We start from the raw sequence: 19,502 nt of genomic DNA on the forward strand, positions 1-19,502 counted from the left end.
GGGGCGGCTACAGGTATGGGCCGCCCCCGGAGGAATGAGTTATGAGCAGTACAGGTTCCCGTCTCGAAGTGCGAGACATCTCCAAGTCATACGGGGCGGTGAAGGCCCTCGCCGGAGTCAGCTTTGACGTCGCACCCGGTGAAGTGCACGCGCTGCTCGGCCACAACGGCGCAGGCAAGAGCACGCTGGTCAAGGTGCTGTCGGGGCTCGTGCAGCCCGATGGCGGCGAGGTGCTCATCAACGGACAGCTGGTTGATCCGCGCTCGCCGCGCCAGGCACAAGCTAACGGCGTCGCACTTGTTGACCAGGAACTCTCTCTGGTACCGACGCTGTCGGTGCGCGAGAACCTGACCCTCGGAGCTACGCGCGGTTATGTGCCTCACGCCTCAGTGCTCCGTGAGATCCTCGATTCCCTCGGCCTTTCGCGTGTCGAACTGAAGGATCAGGTGGGGTCGCTCCCGCTGGGAGAGCAACAGCTGATTGAGATCGCTCGCGCACTCAGCCGTGATGCGCAGATCCTGATCCTGGACGAGCCGACGGCGACGCTCAGCGAGCACGAGATTGAAATGGTGTTCCGTGCAGTGCGGCGGATGGCGGCCGACGGACGCTCGATTATCTATGTCTCGCACAGGCTGGGCGAGATTCTCGAACTGTGCCAGCGGGCCACCGTGTTCCGCGATGGCAAGTGCGTGGGTACCGAAGAGGTCAGTAATCTATCGAGAGAGTCGATCGTGCACATGATGCTTGGGCACCTCCCCGAAGTCGACACGCAAGCACGCGGCACAGTGAGCGAGGGAGTCGTCGTCGAGATCCAGGATCTCGCCGTGGAACCGCGCCTCGTCGATTTCGATCTCAAGATCGCACCCGGCGAGATCGTCGGCCTCGCAGGCCAGGTCGGATGCGGTGCCAGCGATGTGCTCCGTGCGCTCGGCGGCCTTGTGCCGTATGTCGGCGGAACGGTGTCGATCGATAACAAGCAGCTCAAGCTCGGCAATCCTCTGCGCAGCGCGCGCGCCGGCATTCTATATACGACCAGCGATCGCAAGATCGACGGTCTGTTCTTGGGCCATTCCATTGCCCGAAATCTCGTGGCGACCCGGCTGCCCCGCGTGAGTGGGGCAGGTTTTCTCAATTCCCTCAAGGAACGCCGCTCTATCCGGCGGCTGTTGGAACTGACCGGCATCGCCCCGGATCGGCGTCGCACGCCAGTAGGGGCCCTCAGTGGCGGAAATCAGCAAAAAGTACTCGTTGCCCGATCGCTCGATAAAGAGGGCTGCCGGTTGCTCGTGCTCGATGAGCCGACGCGTGGGGTCGATGTCGGTGGGCGTGCCGACATCCACGATCTGGTCCGTAGCGCAGCCGACGAAGGCTCGGCAGTGCTCTTCTCCTCGACGGAGCTCGACGAGGTTCTGGAGCTGTCAGACACTGTGGTCACCATGTTCGGGGGGCGTGTCGTAGCCGTATATTCGCGAGCTGATGTCAGCGCGGCACAGGTGCTGACCGATATGACCCACGGAATGCAGGAGCACGCAGCATGAACTCCACAATGACCGCGCGTCCGAGGACGCATGCCACTTCTCGGTTCAACCGATACCTCCCCGTCGCACGGATCGTGGCGATTGTCTTCATCGTGTTCCTGTTGATCGCGACGTTCATGACAGATGGCTTCTACACGCTGTCGAATATGCGCGCCATTCTCAACTCCGCCGCAGTCGTCGGCATCATTGCCGTGGGCGCGGCCGCGATCGTGATCGGCGGGCATCTGTTCTCGATGTCGTTGGGCGCCACCGTCGCCGTTTGCGCGATGGTGTTTCTCAGTCTGCTGGGATTCGGGCTCGTCATCGCGATCCTGGGCACCATGCTGGTCGGTGCACTGATCGTCGGAGCCCAGGGATATCTGGTCGGCCGCTTCGGCGCTAACCCGATCATCATCACGATCGGCGCCGGTGCACTGCTCGAAGGCGGCGCGACCTGGATGTCGGGCGGAACGTCGGTGCACCCTCCGGCAGGTTCCCCCGACTTCGCTTTTCTCGCCGCACCGCTGTTCGGGATCCCTTTCCCTGTGTACGTTTTCGTCGTCGTCGTGATCCTCGGCGAGATCGGATTGCGCCGCAGCGTATTCGGCCGGCAGCTGATACTGATGGGCTCTAGCCCGAAGGCCGCACGAGCAGCGGCTCTTCCGGTGACGCGCCTGACGACCGGTGCGTTCGCCATCGCTGGCGTTACCGCCGGCATTGCAGGCGTGCTTCTGGGCGCGTTCAACCAGAGCGGAACGCTGACCACTGCGGGCACACTCACCTACGACGCGATCGCTGCGGTCCTGGTGGGCGGGCTTGCCGTCTCCGGTGGCCGCGGGTCTGTGCTGCAGGCCGCTGGCGGCGCTGTCCTCATCGCGGCAGTGTCCTCGATGCTGTTACTGCGCGGCTTCTCGCCCCCGCTTGAGATGCTCGTGCTCGGACTCATCGTCGGCGCGGTCGTCATTCTCAACCACGTGAACTCCAAGGACGGAGAGACCCGATGAGGCTCACGACGACCACCACCATGATGACGGTGTCCTCTTTGACAAGCCGCGCCAATCGTGCGATCTCGCTGTGGCCGCTCGCTTTTGCGCTCGCGATGCTGATCGTCCTGTATATCGTTCCTCTGTTGAACGGCCGCACACCGACACTCTTCAGCACGTACAACGCTCTGCAGAGCTTCGCCGGGCTTTCTCTGGTCGCGCTCGCGATCGGCCTCACCATGATAATCGGTGAGTTCGACCTGTCGGTGCTGGGCACATATGCTCTCGGCGGCATGATCGCGGTGAAGCTCGGCGGAGAGAATCCGCTGGTCGGGGCACTTGCTGCGATGGTCTTCTGCGGAGTGTTCGGTGCGCTGCAAGGATTCGTCATCGCACGATTCGCGGTGAATTCGATGGCTGTGACACTCGCCGGATACTTGGTCACGCTCGGAGCCACCGGCACGATCGGAGACGACCGCAGTCAGCCGTACGCGAACTTCGACCTGACCGCTTTCTTGAACTTGCCTATCGCCGGTATCTTCTCGGTGCGCAGTGGTATTGCCATCCTGGTGATAATCGTGATCTCGGTTCTGTTCCTTGCGACGCCGTTGGGTCGTGATATGCGCGCAACAGGTGGCGGTCGCCGTGCGAGCCGCACTGCCGGAGTGCGCGTGAATCCCATCGTCATCGGCACGTTCGCGATATCTGGAACGTTGGCGGCTCTGGGTGGAACGCTGCAGAGCTATGGTGTCGCGACCGCGACCTCGAACCCCGGGCTCTCCCCGCTGATCTTTGCGGTCACCGCTGCGCTGCTGGGCGGCATCGCGCTGACCGGTGGGCGCGGCACACCCGTCGGAATCGCCGCTGGCGCACTCGGACTCAGCTTTTTGTCGCAAATGTTCACCGACATGGCGAGCCCGCAGTTTGTCTCCAGCCTCGTCAGGGGCTCACTCCTGGTAATCGTGACTGTGTTCGCCACTCCGGTAATAATCCGCTACATCCGCCGACTTCGAGAGGGTTCTGGCCGCGCGCGGTCTGTTGACTCTCGCTCACACCGCTGAGGAGCAAGGTAATGCACAAGAAGCTCATCAAGAACGCCTATGTGATCACGATGGACCGTCAGCGCCGAACTCTGTCTCGTGGACAGGTGCTGATCGGCGACGACAAGATCCTCGAGGTAGGGCACGATCTGCCCGAGGACGACGCCGAGATTATCGACGCCGACGGCGGCATCGTCATGCCGGGATTCGTCGATAACCACCGTCATATGTGGCAGACCAACATGCGCGCAATGCTGGCAGACTGGACGCTGCACGAGTACATGCGCGGAATCCGGTTCAGCATCTCACCGGTGATGCGACCGGAAGACGTCGGGGCAGGAAACTACGTCGGTGCGCTCGAAGCGCTCAACGCAGGTGTGACGACGGTGTTTGACTATTCGCACAGCAATAACAGCCCCGACCACGCCACAGCGGGCGTTGAGGCACTTCTCAAGAGTGGGTTGCGAGCGGTCTACGGGTACGGACTCGTGCCCGCTCCCGTCGAGCATGCGGCATTCAAGACTGTCGAAGACCGCATCGCAGACGCGCACCGCATCCACGACGACCTGCTGCCGTCGTCGGACAGCCTCGTCACGATGGGCATGGCTCTGACCGAGACCGGACTGATCCCGTGGAGCGACAGCGTCAAAGAGATCGAGGCCGCACTGGAGATGCAGGTGCCGCAGTCGATCCACAACAACAACTATTTCGGTGTCACGGTCTCGCAGGGAGTGGAACCGATGCACCGCGCCGGGCTCCTTCACGAGAGTCAGATTCATGTGCACTGCAACACCAGCACGCCCGAGCAGTTTCGCATGCTGGCCGGCGCTGGCTGCACCGTGGTTTCGACGCCCGACACTGAGATCCAGATGGGCATGGGGCATCCGATCTTCAACGAAGCGAGGAAGTACGGTATTCGCTCGACGGTGGGGTGCGACATCATCACGCTCAATGGTGGCGACGTCGTAGGACAGCTGCGTCTGGGCCTACAAGATTCGCGCGTGCGGGTCAATGATGGCTTCAACGCCCGCAAAGAGATGCCACTCGTGCTCGAGACCAGCTCGATGGATGCATTGGCATGGGGAACGATCAACGGGGCTGAGGCGCTCGGCCTCGGGTCTCAGATCGGCAGCCTGGAGAAGGGAAAACAAGCCGACATCATCGTGATCAGCGCCCGCGAACCGAACATGTGGCCGATGCTGGAGGAGCCGGGAACGGTGATCTTCCATTCGCATCCGGCTGACATCGACATCGTCATGGTCGCAGGCAAGATCGTAAAACGCGACGGGCGCCTCGTCGGCGTGGACTATGCCGGCGCACGACGAGTCGCCGAAGAATCCCGCGACGCCATCCTCGACGCGGTCCGGCGCACGACCGGAGTGGTGCTACCGCCTGAAGAGAGCATGTCTCTCATCTCGATGGAAGAGACCGCCGTCCGGAACATGAGCCTGTGAATGACCTCGAGCTGCCCCTGCCGCTTAGGGTCGCCGTCGTCGGCCTCGGCTGGTGGGGAATGACGATCACTCGACTGCTGTCGAAGAGCGATGTAATCCGGCCCGTGCTCGGGGTGGATCCATCTGCACAGAGCCGCGCGGAGTTCGCGAGCATGGGAGTGCCGACCGCCTCAGCATTCGAGGAGGCACTGGCTGACCCGTCCGTCGACGCGGTGATCCTGTGCACGCCGCACGCGTTCCATGCAGAACAGGTCATCGCTGCCGCCAGAGCAGGTAAGCATGTGTTTTGTGAGAAGCCGTTCACGGTGACCTCTGCGGAGGCGGCGGAGGCACTCGCAGCGGCACGCGCAGCGGGAGTACAGGTGGGGCTGGGTCACGAGCGCCGCTTCGAGCCCGCAGTGCAGCGCATGCAGCGCCTCGTCAGCGAGGGGGAGCTGGGCACACCGTTAGTGTTCGAAGGAAACTTCAGCCAGAACAAGTTCCTCAGTCTTCCGCCTGATAACTGGAGGCTTTCGGCGACACTGGCGCCGGTCGGCCCGTTGTCGGCAACCGGCATCCATCTGGTAGATCTGGCGATCAGCGTACTGGGCGAGCCGAAAGAGGTATGGGCGCGACTGGGCACGCTGGCGACATCGTTCGGCAACGGCGATACGCTCACCGTGACCCTGGGCTTCGCTTCGGGTGCGACGGCAAACATCTCCGCAGTTCTGGCGACACCGTTCATCGGACGGGTCTGTCTGATGGGCTCGGACGGATGGTATGAGATCCGTGATCGCAGCCATCCGGAGGATCCATCGGGGTGGGACGTGCGCTACACGCGTGACGGCTCTTCGGTGGAAGAAACCTATTATCCGCCGTTCTCTGGGGTGCTGGAGAACCTCGAGCGATTCGCTCAGGCCATCGTGAATAAGACGGAGTATCCTATCGACGAAGCGGCAATCCAGCGCAACGTCAACGCCTTTGAAGCGATTGTGCGCTCCGCAATCAGCGGGGGCATCGAGAAAGTGCGAGAAACATAGTTGACCGAGCGACTTTTGCAATCTGAAGCCGGCTTTCCGCTCGTCTTGCCTCGCTGGTCGCTCACCCATGTGCTCTCCCATCCTCTGCCTGGATTGCGCGATCGCATCGTCGCCCGCTGCGCAGAAGATGCCTTCCCCGCGCTTCGCGGGGACACGGTGTTCATCGATTCTCTATTTCGAAGCGTCGACGAGAACGTGCAAGCTCTGCGGGATGTGCTGATCGGCGCCATCACACTCGACGATGTTCCGTTGGAGAACAGGCTGCGCTTCACCAACGTCGAAGCGCAGATGCGCGTCACGCAAGTGGCGATGCAGCGTTCGTACCGTTTGAGCTTCTTCATGCAGTGGCATGAATGGTCGACACTGGTCGCCTCGGTCTCCGAGCGGTTGAAAGTGGGCGCGACAGAGCAGACCCGCGCGCAGCAGTCACTGGCGGCAACCGTGATGGTTTACCACGACGCTGTCGTCTCCAAACTGTCGGCGAATCTGGCCGCATCAGAAGAGGCGCTGAACAGTTCACGTCACCATGTGCGTCAGCGACTGATCGAAGCTCTCCTGGAAGATAAAGACGATCCGATGGACCCGGCAGATCTGGTGACGCTCGACTATATTCTGGAGAACCACCACGTCGCCGTTCTCTTCCCTGAGGTCCCAGCCGAGATCGCCGGACGGCTGGCAGACACGCTTCGCCGCTCTGGGCTGTTTGAGGGCTCACTCCTGTACGGCAGACGCATGAGCTCTTCGTTGCTCTGGTTGGGCGCTGCATCGCCGTGGACCGAGGACCGTCTGACACAGCTTGCACAACTGCTGCGTGACAATGATTACGCGGCGTCGGTGAGCGCCCCGGCATTCGGCCGCGCGGGGCTGCGCACTTCCCTGGACCAGGTCGAGCGCATTGAAACGGTCCGCCAGAGCCTGAAGGCATCCGAGCCCGCGGCGGCGATCCGTGTGCTGAAATTCTCGGATGTTCGCTTGGAGATCCTCCTGACGCAGAACCCTCAACTGGCTCGCGAATTCGTGCGTCAAGAGCTTGGCCTGCTCGCCAACCACACACCAGAGGCGGCGCGTCTGCGCGAGACGATCGCTGCGTCGTTTCTGTATGGCTCACACGTCGCGGCTGCGAACAGTCTCGGACTGCACGAGCACACCGTGCGAAACCGCCTGCAGCGCGCGCAAGAGCTTCTCGGTCCGCTTCAGGATCGCCGTACAGAACTGCAGGTTGCGCTGCGACTGTGGCGGACCTTCGGCGCCGACTGACCCCCATTTTCGGGCGCTCCATGACGGGGTCGACGTGTGATCACGCGCATTTCCGGATGCTTCGTGAGGATTGCTGCGGCAGAAATCACACAACCTGTCATCGGCGGCACGCAGTTTTCATGCCTTCTCACACTGCATCAGCCCCGCTCAAAAGCTTGACTTGCATTCGAAGGCCCGGTTGGACGACAAAGGAGTGACTCAATGGCTGCCTCACGCACCCTGATCAAGAACGGCACGATAATCAGCGTTGACCCGAAGATCGGGCAACTGGACTCGGGTGATGTACTCATCGAGGACGGAAAGATCGTCGCGATCGCTCCGAACCTCGAAGCCGACAACGCCGAGATCATCGATGCATCCGGAGCCATCGTCATGCCCGGTTTCGTCGATTCCCATCGCCACCTCTGGCAGGCCGTCGTCCGTCACATCGGCTCCAACTGGACCCACGGGCAGTATCTGATGGGTGTGCACCTTGGCCTCAGCGGCGACTTCCGCCCAGAGGACACCTATAACGGAAACCTGCTCGGTGGCCTCGAAGCACTCGACAGCGGAATCACGACCCTGCTGGACTGGTCGCACAACATCGATACCCCCCAGCACGCAGATGCGGCCGTTGAGGCGCTGCAGAGCACAGGAATGCGATCCGTATTCGCACACGGCGGCGGTGCGACGATGTGGAACCTTCCGAGCAATGTGCCGCACACCCGCGACGTGCTGCGTATCCGCGATCAGTACTTCTCCTCGAATGACCAGCTGTCTACGATGGCGTTTGCTCTGCGTGGCCCGCAGTTCAGCACCCCCGAGGTTGCTGCCGCCGACTGGAAGCTCATTCAGGAACTTGATACTCGCGTCACTGTTCACAACGGCGATGGCGAATGGGGTAAGCAGCGCCCAGTTGCGTGGATGCGCGATCACGGCATGCTCAATGATCGCGTCACCCATGTGCACTGCTGCACTCTCGCAGACGACGAACTTAAGATGATCGCCGATTCGGGCGGGACGGCATCGGTGTCGGTGGACGTCGAAGCGCAGATGGGCATGGGCGTTCCCGCCACCGGCAGGCTCCTCGACGCCGGCGTGCGTCCGAGCCTTTCGATTGACGTATGCGTCTCCAACGGTGGCGACATGTTCAACGCGATGAAGTCGACCATCGCTCTGCAGCGTCTGCTCGACAGTGAAGCTGAAGCGGTACCCGGCGAGCAGGAGGCCGTTCGCCTCAGATGCATGGACGTCATCGAGTTCGCAACCATCGAAGGTGCGCGCGCCCTCGGCCTTGACCACATCACCGGATCGCTCACCCCCGGTAAAGACGCTGACATCATCATCGTGCGCGCCGATGGTCTGGCGATGACGCCCTTGAACAACCCCTCTGGAGCGCTGGTCTACTCGGGCCACCCCGGACTCGTTGACACCGTGCTCGTGCGCGGCAAGACAGTCAAGCGCGAAGGCAAGCTCTTGCGCGGCGACCTCGATGACGTCAAGCGTCGCGCCATCGCGTCACGCGACTACCTGTTCCGTGCAGCGCTTGATCGCCCGTCGATTGCGGATGCACGCCTGGGCGGCTCTTGGACTCCGGGCATCCACAAGGTCAGCCGAGAGACGGTATGAGCACCGCATTGCCTGTTGGATTAATCGGATTGGGCGCCATGGGGCGCCCAATCGCTGATCATCTGCTGCGAGCCGGGTATCGAGTGGTCGGCTTCGACCTCTCGGAACCGGCACGCAGCGCCCACTCGGCCGCCGGTGGTGAGATTGCCTTGAGTGCAGGCGCCATTGCAGATGTCGCGAAAGTGATCATCACGTCGTTGCCACATGTGGCAGCGCTGGACGCAGTGCTTCACGAACTCTCGACTGTTGGCCGGCCCCCGGTCATCATCGAGACCAGCACCCTCACTATCGGTGAGAAGCACACAGCGCGCGACATCGCGGCTTCGAGCGGGATCGTCCTGATCGACTGTCCGTTGAGTGGCACAAGCGCCCAGGCGGCCAAGGGTGATCTCGTCGCCTACCTGAGCGCCGACGGCGACACTGTCCTCAACGAGGTTAGGCAAATTGTCGCTGCGTTCACGCGAGCCGTCTACGAGGTTGGCGCATTCGGAAACGGCACGAAGATGAAACTCGTCGCGAACACCCTGGTGGCGATTCACAATCTTGCCGCAGCTGAGGCATTGCTACTCGCGCAGCGCTCCGGCCTTGACGCGGCGGCGGCGCTCGCCGCTCTGCAAGACGGTGCCGGTGGTTCGAAAATGCTACAGGTGCGCGGTCCGCTGATGCTTTCGAGCACCTACGAGCCGGCAATGGCAAGCGTTGACATCTTCGTGAAGGATCTCGGTGCCATCAGAAACCTCGCGGCGGTGTCCGGTACGCCGATGCCGTTGATCGAGACGACCTCAGTCATCTATGACGAGGCAGCCGCGCAGGGGCGCGGCGTCGAGGACGCGGCCTCTGTCATGGAAGTACTGCGCGGCCTCCCCGTCGACAAAACTCCCGCTCAACAAGAAAGTGCAGACAAATGAAACTCGGATACTTCGCGATGCCGTTGCACCCACTCGGGCGCACCTGGCAGGAGACCCTGACAGAAGACCGCGAGGCTGTCATCCTCGCCGACCAGTTGGGCTTCAATGATGCATTCATCGGTGAGCACCTGACCGATGAGCACGAGAACGTCACGAACAGCCTGTTGTTCCTGGCGACACTGATCTCTGACACCAAGCAGATAAAGCTGGCCACTGGTACCACCAACCTGTCACACCAGCACCCGGCTCTGGTCGCGGCGAACTCAGCGATGTTCGACCATATCGCCAACGGGCGATTCATCTTGGGTGTCAGCCCCGGAGCACTCGCATCCGATGCCGAGGTTCTCGGCATTCTCGACGAGGACCGCAACAAGATCTTCGCGGACTCGATCGATATGATCACTGCGATCTGGGAGTCTGAGGCGCCCTACGACCTGAGCTTTCCCGGCAACCAGTTTGAGGTGTCGACTTCGCGGACGATCAATCGCGAACTGTCGATGGGCATCTTGCCCAAGCCGCTGCAACAGCCGCGTCCCGAGATCGTGGGAACAGTGGTTGCGCCCTTCTCGAAGGGCGTCATCGTGATGGGACAGAAGGATTTCCACCCGCTTTCGGCGAACTTCCTCCTGCCGAAGTGGGTCAAGACGCACTGGCCAAACTACGTGCAGGGAAAGGAAAGCATCGGTGCCGTCGCCGATCCCGCCGACTGGCGGATTGCACGGACGATCTTCGTCGCCGATACTCCGGAGATTGCCGAAGAATACGCCCTGACGCGTGAGGATAGCCCGTACCGCTTCTACTATTCCCAGATGCACAAGAAGATGTCTCTGCTCGGCAGGCTCGGGCTCTTCAAGGAAGACCAGGCAGCGCCTGATGAGGACGTCACTCTCGATCAGATCATGAGCGATCTTGTCATCGCGGGCACACCCGAGCAGGTGGCGGCGAGCATTCTTGAACTGCGAAGCGAAGTCGGTGACTTCGGCGAGATCGTCTATGCGGGCATGGACTGGGCCGATGAGACGCTCGGCCGCCGTTCGATGGAGCTTATGGCGAACGAAGTCATGCCGTTGGTGAATGCCGAACTGGAACGGCTGTGAGCACGCGGCTGCCGCTGCCTGCGAAAGCTGAATGGACCGCAGTACAGGATGAGGCCGCAGCGCGCATCAGCTCAGGTCCGCGCGGCGCACTGTTTGGGCCCTTCGTTCCTCTGATGCACGCGCCAGAGCTCATGACGCGCGTTCAGCAGGTTGGCGAGTTTCTTCGGTTCGAGGGCAGGCTTGATCGCGATCTGTTTGAGTTGACCATCTTGACGGTCGCTCGGCACTGGAACCAGCAGTTCGAATGGGGCCACCACCAGCCGATCGCGCTCAAAGCGGGTGTGCCGGAGTCGGTGATTGAAGACATTGCTGCCGGTCGACGGCCACGCAGCGGACGCCAGGAGTTGGCGGATGTGTGGGAGATGACCCGTGAGCTGCTGTCGACGGGGAAGGTCTCTGACGAGACGTTCGCGCACGTGCGCCCCCTCGGTGACGAGACGCTCGTAGAGCTGACGACGACGATTGGCTATTACACAACGTTGGCCCTGATCATGAATGTTGATCAGAGCCCGGCACCTGCGGATGCGCCGCGGCTGATCCCGGAGGTGCTGTGATGGCTGATACTCCTGTTGTTCTGCTGCATCCGCTAGGCGCGGATCAGGAATTCTGGGAACCCGTGCGCGACCGCTTCGGCGATCGCTCCGTGATAACGATCGATATCGCCGGCCACGGCACGGCCGCTGAGATCTCGCCGAATGCTCATATTGACGAGCCCACTGATCGGCTCGCCACGCAGATCACTTCGGCACTGGCGCAGTTCAATGCAACAAGCGCGGATGTGGTCGGTGTTTCGCTGGGTGGCATTCTTGCCCAGCGGCTCGCCGTGACCCACCCGCAGCTCGTGCGCAGACTGGTGCTCGCCGATACCGTGGCACATTATCCCGAGGCGATGCGCAAGATGTGGGGCGATCGCGCTGACGCGGCGCGCGCGGAAGGAACGGCCCAGTTCATCGAGCCGACATTCACGCTGTGGTTCACGGACGGTTTCTCTGACCAGGTGGTGAAAGAGCGCACCGAGCAGACGCTTCGCGCGATGCCCGCCGAGGCATACGCCCGTGCGTGCGAATTGCTGCGCGACATTGATCTGAGAGAGGACATCTCAAGGATCGCATCGTCGACGCTGGTGGTGTGCGGTGAGCACGATGGTCCGGCTTTCGTCGCTGCTGCTCCCGAGCTGGCTACGCAGATTCCTAACGCTCGGCTGGAATGGCTATCGGGGGGCCATGCGGTGGTCCTGGAACGTCCCGGAACGTTCACCCGCCTGGTCGTCGATTTTCTCGACGACTCATCGAATCTAGACAAGGAGACCAGCGATGGCCGTTGAGAAGCAGGCCCTGCCGACAGTGGACGGGCGGCAGTTTCGAGATGTCGTCGGACACTTGGCGTCCGGAGTCACAGTCATCACGACCGGTTCTGGCGACAGTAGGTACGGGATGACGGCAAGTTCGGTCACCTCGCTGTCGGCCGATCCTCCCATGATGCTCGCGTGCATCAACAATTCCGTGCCGACGGCTGCTGCAATCGCGGAGACCGGACACTATGCGGTCAACGTGCTCGCGGAGCGGGGCGGCGTGCTAGCGCACAAGTTCGCGGTTCCGAGCGACGATAAGTTCGCAGGCGTCGCCGTCAAGTATGGCCTTCTCGGCGCGCCGCTACTGGAGGACGCACTGGCGCGAATCGAATGCGAGGTTGTCGAATCGGTCGTCGGTGGCACTCACACGATCTACATCGGTCGCGTGATCAATGCTGAGTATGAACCCGGTCAACCGCTGACGTACTTTCGTGGTGGGTTCGGCAAGTTCGCGCACGAGCGTGATGAGGCAGCGTACCGTGCGGTGCGTCAAAAGGTTCTGACGCGTGCGTACGACCCCGGCGCGGTGTTGAAGGTTGTCGATGTTGCCGCGACTCTGGAAGCGGACGAGGCTTCGGCATTCTTCGCGCTGACGCGTTTGGTGGGTGACGGCCTGGTGCGCCGTGCAGCGGACGGAGACTATTGCGTCTTGCCATTCGACGTGCGTGCATCGGACGCGACGTTCGATGCACGACTGGTCATCGAACTCGGAGTGATCGAGACGATCGGCGATGAGGTTTCACCCGTGACAATCATCAAGCTCGAGGAAACCTTCAACGAGATGGCGGCACTGCTCATCGACGATCGTTTCGTCGACTTTGACGCCTATCTGGAGGCGAACTACCGCTTTCACGAGGGGATCGTCGCGCTGGCGGGCAGTTCGATCCTGACGTCGATGTTCGAAGGCCTGGCGATCAAGTCGGTCATGACTCGCAGTTTCGGGGCAACCGCAGAGACATCGCAGCAGTTCGTCGAAGAACAGCGTCGGCTGCTCGAAGCGCTGCGCGGCGGTGACAAATCAGGCGCGCAGGATGCTGCTCGCGAGTACTCGCGCATTGCCAAGGAGCGCGCGCGGGAAGTGCTCGCGTTGAGCGGCGGAGTCATCTGACGCTCAAACTCTCCTCATTCGCGGTGAGCTCGTCGGCATCCCTCACTCGTCACCGAGCAGCTCGCCGCGGATGCGGCGCAGGTCCTCCATGAGCGAGCCGACCAGGATCCAATGACCGGATGCCGGGGGTGTCAGATACAGCGGGGCGGTCAAGGCCGGAATGGCTGAGGTCTCTGTCGACGCCTCTGGGGCCACATCGGCGACCTGCACTGCCAAGCGCACATCGTGCCCTGCCCGGCGCAGCTGCTCGGCGATGGCATGCACAGAAGGCTCATCGGCGAGAGTCTCGTCATAGTGGTCGAAGTATGCGCGCGTCATGCCGATCACCTGCGTCACGATCGGGGAGAGCGTGTCGAGGAGCGTCCGCATCTCGGCGACTTCGCCGCGCGAGCGGCGACGCGGATTGAGGGTCAGGGATTCCTCGCCGGCGGTGACGGATGCCGCGGCAGCGACCTGCATCGGACGAAGCAGGCGAGCCTCGACCATGAGCGTCTGAAGGTCGGCGGGACTCTGCACCGTCATGAGGGCGGCCGCGAGCCGGTCCATGCTCGCAGCGAGCTCGGTTCCGAGCAGCCCCAGGTCGCGTCGGGCCGGAGCGGTGAGAACAGGCGGCACGATCAGCGCGTTGACGATGATGCCGATCACGACACCGATCAGGGTCTCGATGATCCGATCGAGCGCGTACTGCGGACTCGACGACCCCAGTGCGAGCACGAGCATCGCCGAGATCGCCACCTGATTGCCCATGCCGGGTGTGGCGCGGAAAATCCAGGCCACGAGCATGGCGACGACGATCGCCAGCAGCACCACCCAGCTCTGCGGACCGAGCAGCAGGCTCAGACCGGTCGCGATCAGCACACCGCCGATCACACCGGCGCTGCGCTCGATGGCTTTGGTGAATGACTGGTTCACGCTCGGCAGCACGACCAGAAGCGCCGCGATGGCGGCGAACACCGGCAGGGGCCCGGGAACGAGCCATCCGGCGATCAGCCACGCACCGATGGTCGCGACGGCCGATTTCACGACCTGCAGCAGAGGGCTGCGCTTCGCGCTTCGCATTGCCGCCGTCACACGCATGTGACCACGTTATCGCCGTACCGATCGGGTAACAGCGAACTGAGGGCACCCTAACCTCGTGTTACGTTAGGGGAGGCTTACCAAAGCTCCCCGGCTCACGCCTCACCCACCCCGATCTGAAGGAACGCCTGTGCGCATCTCCCGCATCCTCGGCCTCGGCACTGCCGTGCTTCTCGCCGCAAGCCTCACCGCCTGCTCCACCGCTCCCGCAAGCACCGACGACAGCGCAGCGGGCGCGAACCCGGCATCCGACGGTGCTTTCCCCGTCACGATCGAGCACGTCTACGGCGAGACCACGATCACCGAGAAGCCCGAACGCGTCGCCACCGTCGCGTGGGCGAACCACGAGGTTCCGCTGGCGCTCGGCATCGTCCCCGTCGGTATGAGCAAGGCCACGTGGGGCGACGACGACGACAACGGCGTGCTGCCGTGGGTCGAGGACCGCCTCGACGAGCTCGGCGCCGACACTCCCGTGCTCTTCGACGAGTCCGACGGCATCGACTTCGAGGCCGTTGCTGACACCGAACCCGACGTGATCCTCGCCTCATACTCCGGCCTCACGCAGGAAGACTACGACACGCTCTCCAAGATCGCCCCCGTCGTCGCGTACCCCGAGGTCGCCTGGGGAACCCCGGTCGAGACGATGATCGAGATGAACTCCGCCGCTCTCGGTCTCGCCGACGAGGGCGACGCTCTTATCGATGAGATCCATGCCCAGACGGATGCTGCGCTCGAAGAGCACGCGGCCCTCAAAGAGGCGAAGCTCCTGTTCGCCTACCTCGACCCGAGCGACCTCAGCCAGATCATGTACTACACGCCGGTCGACACTCGTCCCGGATTCCTCACCAAGCTCGGGCTCCCGGAGCCAGCCGTTCTCGCCGACACCGACAGCACCGAGTTCTACCTGACCGTGAGCGCGGAGAACGCTGATGTCTTCGACGATGTCGACGTCTTCATCACCTACGGCGACGATTCGCTGATCGAGACTCTGCAGGCCGATCCGCTGCTGTCGAAGATCCCGGCGATCGCCGAGGGCCGCATCGCCATCCTCCCCGACGCCACACCGCTGGCCGCATCGGCGAACCCTTCGCCACTGTCGATCGGCTGGGGACTCGACGACTACTTCGCGCTGCTCGAGGCGCCGCTCCTCGCACAGTGACCGGCGCGTGACCTCGACCGCCACCGCATCGAAGCCGGGCACCGCGAACCTGCGGCGCCCGGCTTCGGCGCGCACCATGTGGCTGCTCGTCGGGGTCGGGGTGCTTGTCGTGCTCAGCATCCTCTCGGTGGCTTTCGGCGTCCGTGCCGTCTCGCTGCAAGACATCTCCACGGCCCTCGCCGGTCAGGACGACACCATCGCCCAGGCCGCGATAATCAAGCGCATCCCACGCACCGTGCTCGCGCTGCTCGTCGGCGCTGCGCTCGCCCTGTCGGGCGCCGCGATGCAGGCGGTGACCCGCAACCCGATCGCCGACCCCGGCATCCTGGGCATCAACAACGGCGCGTCGTTCGCCGTCGTGATCGTGCTCGCCGCCTTCGGTGCGACCGGAGCCTTCACCCAGATGCTCGTCGCCATCATCGGCGCCGCCGTGACCGCCGTCTTCGTCTATACGGTGGGGTCTCTGGGGCGCGGCGGGGCCACTCCGCTCAAACTCGCGCTCGCCGGCGCCGCGACGAGTGCGGCGCTCGCCTCGCTCATCAGCGCCATCCTGCTGCCGCGCGTCGACCTGCTGCAAGCGTTCCAGGCGTGGCAGATCGGCGGTGTGGGCGGGGCGGAATGGCCGCGCATCGCGGTCACCGCTCCCGTGCTCGCCGTCGGCGCGCTCGTCTGCTTCGCGTGTGCACGCGGAATGAACTCGCTCGCCCTCGGCGATGACGTGGCAACCGGCCTCGGCGAGAACGTGTTCCGCACACGACTGATCTCCGCGGTCGGTGCCGTCATCCTCGCCGGCGCCGCCACGGCGATCGCGGGACCGATCGGATTCGTCGGTCTCGTCATCCCGCATTTCTGTCGGATGCTGGTGGGCACAGACCATCGTTGGCTGCTGCCGTTCTCGGCGCTCGCCGGAGCCGCGCTGCTGCTGGCCAGCGACATCGCCGGACGGGTGATCTCACCGTCGGGCGAAGAGATCCAGGTGGGCATCATCACCGCTGTCATCGGCGCCCCGTTCTTCATCTGGATCGTTCGCCGCCAGAAGGTGAGAGAGCTGTGACCCTTCGACAGGCTCAGGGGTCGGGCGAAGCTCAGGGGTCGGTCGCAGCTCAGGGGTCGGTCGCAGCTCAGGGCACTGCGGCCGAGACCATCGCATCAGGACGCCGTGCCCGCCACCGTCGTCACGCGACCGCGACTGTGGTCCTCGGCATCCTGCTTCTCGCTCTCGCCGCTGTCGCCCTCATGGTGGGCAACACCTTCTATACGCCGGGCGAGGTCATCCGCGTCATCCTCGGCGAGAGCGTGCCGGGGGCGTCCTTCACGGTGGGGGAGCTGCGGCTGCCCCGCACCGCTCTCGCGATTCTCGCGGGCTTCGCGTTCGGCATCGCCGGCGTCTCGTTCCAGACGCTGCTGCGCAACCCGCTCGCCTCCCCCGACATCATCGGCATCACGCAGGGCGCGAGTGCGGCGGCGGTCGTCGCCATCGTCACGCTCGGGCTCAGCGGCCTGGCCGTCGCAGGGTTCGCGGTCGCAGGTGCGCTGATCACGGCGATCGCGATCTACTTCCTCTCGAACAAGGGCGGGTTCTCCGGCATCCGTCTGATCCTCATCGGAATCGGCGTCGGCGCCATGCTGCAGAGCGTCGTCTCGTATGTGCTGTCACGGGCCGCGCAGTGGGACATCCAGACCGCGATGCGCTGGATCACCGGCAGCCTGAACAACGCCTCGTGGGACGACATCACCCCTCTCGCTCTCGCGAGCCTCGTTATCTGGCCGTTCCTGTTCTCGCAGGCGAAAGCGCTCGGGATGCTGCAGCTCGGCGACGATTCGGCCGCGGGCCTGGGCGTGCGGGTGAACCGCACGCGGTTGGTTTTCATCGTCGGTGCGGTGATCCTGCTCGCTTTCGCCACCGCCGCCACAGGGCCTATCGCGTTCGTCGCGTTCATGGCGGGTCCCATCGCCGCCCGCATCACCGGGCCGGGTGCGAATCTGCTGCTGCCTTCTGCCTGCGTCGGCGCCGTGCTCGTGCTCGGCGGCGATCTGATCGGGCAGTTCGCGTTCGAGGGCCGCTACCCGGTGGGCGTCATCACCGGCGTGCTCGGTGCGCCGTACCTGATCTACCTGCTCATCCGCACGAACCGCTCGGGAGGATCGCTGTGACCGAAGCGCACACCCTGACCGCCGAAGCCGTCACCCTCGGCTACGGCGATCGCACCGTGGTCGAAGGGCTCGACCTCGCCATCGCGCCGGGGAAGATCACCGCGATCGTCGGTGCCAACGGATGCGGCAAGTCGACGCTGCTTCGCGCTCTCGCACGCCTCTTGTCGCCGGCATCCGGACAGGTCGTCCTCGACGGCAAGTCGGTGCATTCCCGACCCACGAAAGAGGTCGCGCGGGTGCTCGGCCTTCTGCCGCAGTCGCCGATCGCTCCGGAGGGCATCGTCGTCGCCGATCTCGTCGGCCGAGGGCGGCACCCGCATCAGAAGACTCTCGCGCGCTGGACGGCGCATGACTACGAGGTCGTCGCCGACGCGCTCGCGGCGACCGGCATCACCGACCTTGCCGACCGCAGCGTCGATGAGCTCTCCGGCGGCCAGCGCCAGCGAGTCTGGATCGCGATGGCGCTCGCGCAGGAGACCGACATCCTGCTGCTCGACGAGCCGACGACCTTCCTCGACGTCGCCCACCAGGTCGAGGTGCTCGACCTGCTCACCGACCTCAGCGTCTCGCGCGGTACGACGATCGTCATGGTGCTGCACGACCTCAACCTCGCCGCCCGCTACAGCGACGAGCTCGTCGCGATGCGCGGCGGAAAAGTGCACGCCATCGGCGCTCCCGAAGACGTGCTCACCAACAGCCTTGTCGAAGAGGTCTTCGGCATGGCGAATCAGATCACCACGGATCCGGTCTCCGGAAAACCGATGGTCACCCCGATCGGAAGGCATCATGTCCGCTGAGACCCGCACTCGTCCCTCCTACGTCCTTGCGCGCGCCGTCGTGCGCGCGGTGGAACGGGTGTCGCCGAACTTCGTGCGAGTCACCTTCGGGGGCGCAGACCTCGATGACTTCGGCACCCCCGGGGACGTGTTCGACGCGCGGATCAAGCTCGTCTTCCCGCCGGCATCCGGAATTCTTGCCGACATCGATCGCGATACCGACGACTGGTGGGGGGCATACCTCGCGGTTCCCGAGGACGAGCGCGGATCGATGCGCACCTATTCGGTGCGCTCTCTGCACGTGGCGGATGCTGAGACCGAGGTCGTCGTCGACTTCGTGCTGCACCTGGCGCCAGGGCTCACCGGTCCCGCTTCTCTCTGGGCGAGCAACGCCGCCGTCGGCGACGAGCTGTGGATCGTGGGTCCCAGGCGGGGCCGTGAGGATCGCAGTGGGATCGAATTCTCGCCGGGAGCGGCGTCCTCGGTCGTCCTGGTCGGCGACGAGACGGCCGCGCCCGCTATCGCGCGCATTCTCGAGGATTCCCCGCGCGATGCGCGCGGGATCGCGTTCATCGAGGTGCCCTCTGCCGACGACGTCCTGCCGATCGCGGCTCCCGCGGGAGTCACGGTGCACTGGCTGCCGCGCGGCGATGCTGTGCACGGACTGCGCGTGATCCCGACCGTGCTCGACTATCTCGGCGACACCGGCCACTCCGAGATCACCGTGCAGGATGCCGAGGGCGAAGACCTCGTCTGGGAGACGCCGGTCTACTCCGGCAGCGGCGAATCGATCGGTCAGGCTGCGGCAGACGTCGACCGCTACTTCTGGATCGCCGGCGAGAGCGGTGTCGTCACGACGCTCCGCCGCCATCTCGTCAAGGACCTGGGCATCGACCGCGCGCAGGTGGCCTTCATGGGCTACTGGCGTCGCGGCGTCGCCATGCGCGGCTGAGGCCGCCGTGCTGACGTCGGTCCCGCGTGGTTCGATGAGTCT

18 protein-coding genes are annotated in these 19,502 nt (G+C 63.8%); 17 read left to right on the plus strand and 1 reads right to left on the minus strand.

Annotation, left to right across the window (positions count from 1 at the left end):
- Nucleotides 1-41 precede the first annotated feature (41 nt).
- From ACN0RC_RS05770 to ACN0RC_RS05825, 12 genes are all read left to right on the plus strand, one after another.
- The gene (locus ACN0RC_RS05770) at nucleotides 42-1,538 is read left to right on the plus strand and encodes a sugar ABC transporter ATP-binding protein (RefSeq protein WP_417509727.1); all 1,497 of its coding nucleotides are present in this window, start codon (nucleotides 42-44) and stop codon (nucleotides 1,536-1,538) included.
- On the plus strand, nucleotides 1,535-2,521 hold the full coding sequence (locus ACN0RC_RS05775; RefSeq protein ID WP_417509729.1) for an ABC transporter permease: 987 nt from the start codon (nucleotides 1,535-1,537) through the stop codon (nucleotides 2,519-2,521). Before ACN0RC_RS05770 ends, ACN0RC_RS05775 begins: the two co-directional genes overlap by 4 nt.
- Nucleotides 2,518-3,561 (plus strand): ABC transporter permease, encoded by a 1,044-nt coding sequence (locus ACN0RC_RS05780; RefSeq protein WP_417509731.1) that lies wholly within the window; start codon nucleotides 2,518-2,520, stop codon nucleotides 3,559-3,561. The genes ACN0RC_RS05775 and ACN0RC_RS05780 overlap by 4 nt, the downstream gene beginning before the upstream one ends.
- Nucleotides 3,562-3,572: 11 nt before the next feature.
- Nucleotides 3,573-4,994 (plus strand): amidohydrolase family protein, encoded by a 1,422-nt coding sequence (locus ACN0RC_RS05785; protein ID WP_417509733.1) that lies wholly within the window; start codon nucleotides 3,573-3,575, stop codon nucleotides 4,992-4,994.
- Nucleotides 4,991-6,013, plus strand: a complete 1,023-nt coding sequence (locus ACN0RC_RS05790) for a Gfo/Idh/MocA family protein (protein WP_417509735.1) — start codon at nucleotides 4,991-4,993, stop codon at nucleotides 6,011-6,013. Before ACN0RC_RS05785 ends, ACN0RC_RS05790 begins: the two co-directional genes overlap by 4 nt.
- Nucleotides 6,014-6,106: 93 nt before the next feature.
- A complete protein-coding gene (locus ACN0RC_RS05795) occupies nucleotides 6,107-7,270 on the plus strand; it encodes a PucR family transcriptional regulator (protein ID WP_417509737.1) in 1,164 nt (387 codons plus the stop codon).
- Nucleotides 7,271-7,471: 201 nt separating this feature from the next.
- Nucleotides 7,472-8,878, plus strand: coding sequence for an amidohydrolase family protein (locus ACN0RC_RS05800; protein WP_417509739.1), 1,407 nt, complete (start codon nucleotides 7,472-7,474; stop codon nucleotides 8,876-8,878).
- Nucleotides 8,875-9,786: an NAD(P)-dependent oxidoreductase gene (locus tag ACN0RC_RS05805; RefSeq protein WP_417509741.1), complete on the plus strand. Its 912-nt coding sequence runs from the start codon at nucleotides 8,875-8,877 to the stop codon at nucleotides 9,784-9,786. Before ACN0RC_RS05800 ends, ACN0RC_RS05805 begins: the two co-directional genes overlap by 4 nt.
- Nucleotides 9,783-10,883, plus strand: a complete 1,101-nt coding sequence (locus ACN0RC_RS05810; RefSeq protein WP_417509743.1) for an LLM class flavin-dependent oxidoreductase — start codon at nucleotides 9,783-9,785, stop codon at nucleotides 10,881-10,883. The genes ACN0RC_RS05805 and ACN0RC_RS05810 overlap by 4 nt, the downstream gene beginning before the upstream one ends.
- 131 nt (nucleotides 10,884-11,014) lie before the next feature.
- Complete coding sequence (locus ACN0RC_RS05815) at nucleotides 11,015-11,437, plus strand: carboxymuconolactone decarboxylase family protein (RefSeq protein ID WP_417509745.1); 423 nt, start codon at nucleotides 11,015-11,017, stop codon at nucleotides 11,435-11,437.
- A complete protein-coding gene (locus ACN0RC_RS05820) occupies nucleotides 11,437-12,207 on the plus strand; it encodes an alpha/beta fold hydrolase (protein ID WP_417509748.1) in 771 nt (256 codons plus the stop codon). Before ACN0RC_RS05815 ends, ACN0RC_RS05820 begins: the two co-directional genes overlap by 1 nt.
- A complete protein-coding gene (locus ACN0RC_RS05825; protein WP_417509750.1) occupies nucleotides 12,197-13,342 on the plus strand; it encodes a flavin reductase in 1,146 nt (381 codons plus the stop codon). Before ACN0RC_RS05820 ends, ACN0RC_RS05825 begins: the two co-directional genes overlap by 11 nt.
- A gap of 42 nt (nucleotides 13,343-13,384) precedes the next feature.
- On the opposite strand, the gene ACN0RC_RS05830 is transcribed toward ACN0RC_RS05825, so the two are convergent.
- The gene (locus ACN0RC_RS05830; RefSeq protein WP_417509752.1) at nucleotides 13,385-14,419 is read right to left on the minus strand and encodes an FUSC family protein; all 1,035 of its coding nucleotides are present in this window, start codon (nucleotides 14,417-14,419) and stop codon (nucleotides 13,385-13,387) included.
- A gap of 130 nt (nucleotides 14,420-14,549) precedes the next feature.
- Between ACN0RC_RS05830 and ACN0RC_RS05835 the strand changes: the two genes are divergently transcribed.
- The 5 genes from ACN0RC_RS05835 (at nucleotide 14,550) to ACN0RC_RS05855 (ending at nucleotide 19,460) form a co-directional block, all read left to right on the plus strand.
- Nucleotides 14,550-15,578 carry an iron-siderophore ABC transporter substrate-binding protein gene (locus ACN0RC_RS05835; protein ID WP_417509753.1) on the plus strand — a complete coding sequence of 343 codons (1,029 nt, stop codon included), beginning with the start codon at nucleotides 14,550-14,552 and terminating at the stop codon, nucleotides 15,576-15,578.
- 7 nt (nucleotides 15,579-15,585) lie between these two features.
- Complete coding sequence (locus ACN0RC_RS05840) at nucleotides 15,586-16,632, plus strand: FecCD family ABC transporter permease (protein WP_417509755.1); 1,047 nt, start codon at nucleotides 15,586-15,588, stop codon at nucleotides 16,630-16,632.
- 89 nt (nucleotides 16,633-16,721) lie between these two features.
- Nucleotides 16,722-17,732, plus strand: a complete 1,011-nt coding sequence (locus ACN0RC_RS05845) for a FecCD family ABC transporter permease (RefSeq protein WP_417510434.1) — start codon at nucleotides 16,722-16,724, stop codon at nucleotides 17,730-17,732.
- Complete coding sequence (locus ACN0RC_RS05850; RefSeq protein ID WP_417509757.1) at nucleotides 17,729-18,529, plus strand: ABC transporter ATP-binding protein; 801 nt, start codon at nucleotides 17,729-17,731, stop codon at nucleotides 18,527-18,529. The genes ACN0RC_RS05845 and ACN0RC_RS05850 overlap by 4 nt, the downstream gene beginning before the upstream one ends.
- Nucleotides 18,519-19,460: a siderophore-interacting protein gene (locus tag ACN0RC_RS05855; RefSeq protein WP_417509759.1), complete on the plus strand. Its 942-nt coding sequence runs from the start codon at nucleotides 18,519-18,521 to the stop codon at nucleotides 19,458-19,460. Before ACN0RC_RS05850 ends, ACN0RC_RS05855 begins: the two co-directional genes overlap by 11 nt.
- Nucleotides 19,461-19,502 lie beyond the last annotated feature (42 nt).

It is taken from the genome of Microbacterium sp., assembly GCF_048259935.1.
Taxonomy (GTDB): Bacteria; Actinomycetota; Actinomycetes; order Actinomycetales; family Microbacteriaceae; genus Microbacterium.

Bases quoted from the DNA above. Each gene is read 5' to 3' on its own strand.
- ACN0RC_RS05855 (WP_417509759.1), top strand. From the start codon at position 18,519: ATGTCCGCTGAGACCCGCACTCGTCCCTCCTACGTCCTTGCGCGCGCC.
- ACN0RC_RS05815 (WP_417509745.1), top strand. From the start codon at position 11,015: ATGACGCGCGTTCAGCAGGTTGGCGAGTTTCTTCGGTTCGAGGGCAGG.
- ACN0RC_RS05805 (WP_417509741.1), top strand. From the start codon at position 8,875: ATGAGCACCGCATTGCCTGTTGGATTAATCGGATTGGGCGCCATGGGG.
- ACN0RC_RS05825 (WP_417509750.1), top strand. From the start codon at position 12,197: ATGGCCGTTGAGAAGCAGGCCCTGCCGACAGTGGACGGGCGGCAGTTT.
- ACN0RC_RS05800 (WP_417509739.1), top strand. From the start codon at position 7,472: ATGGCTGCCTCACGCACCCTGATCAAGAACGGCACGATAATCAGCGTT.
- ACN0RC_RS05785 (WP_417509733.1), top strand. From the start codon at position 3,573: ATGCACAAGAAGCTCATCAAGAACGCCTATGTGATCACGATGGACCGT.
- ACN0RC_RS05810 (WP_417509743.1), top strand. From the start codon at position 9,783: ATGAAACTCGGATACTTCGCGATGCCGTTGCACCCACTCGGGCGCACC.
- ACN0RC_RS05820 (WP_417509748.1), top strand. From the start codon at position 11,437: ATGGCTGATACTCCTGTTGTTCTGCTGCATCCGCTAGGCGCGGATCAG.
- ACN0RC_RS05770 (WP_417509727.1), top strand. From the start codon at position 42: ATGAGCAGTACAGGTTCCCGTCTCGAAGTGCGAGACATCTCCAAGTCA.
- ACN0RC_RS05830 (WP_417509752.1), bottom strand. From the start codon at position 14,419: ATGCGTGTGACGGCGGCAATGCGAAGCGCGAAGCGCAGCCCTCTGCTG.
- ACN0RC_RS05775 (WP_417509729.1), top strand. From the start codon at position 1,535: ATGAACTCCACAATGACCGCGCGTCCGAGGACGCATGCCACTTCTCGG.
- ACN0RC_RS05780 (WP_417509731.1), top strand. From the start codon at position 2,518: ATGAGGCTCACGACGACCACCACCATGATGACGGTGTCCTCTTTGACA.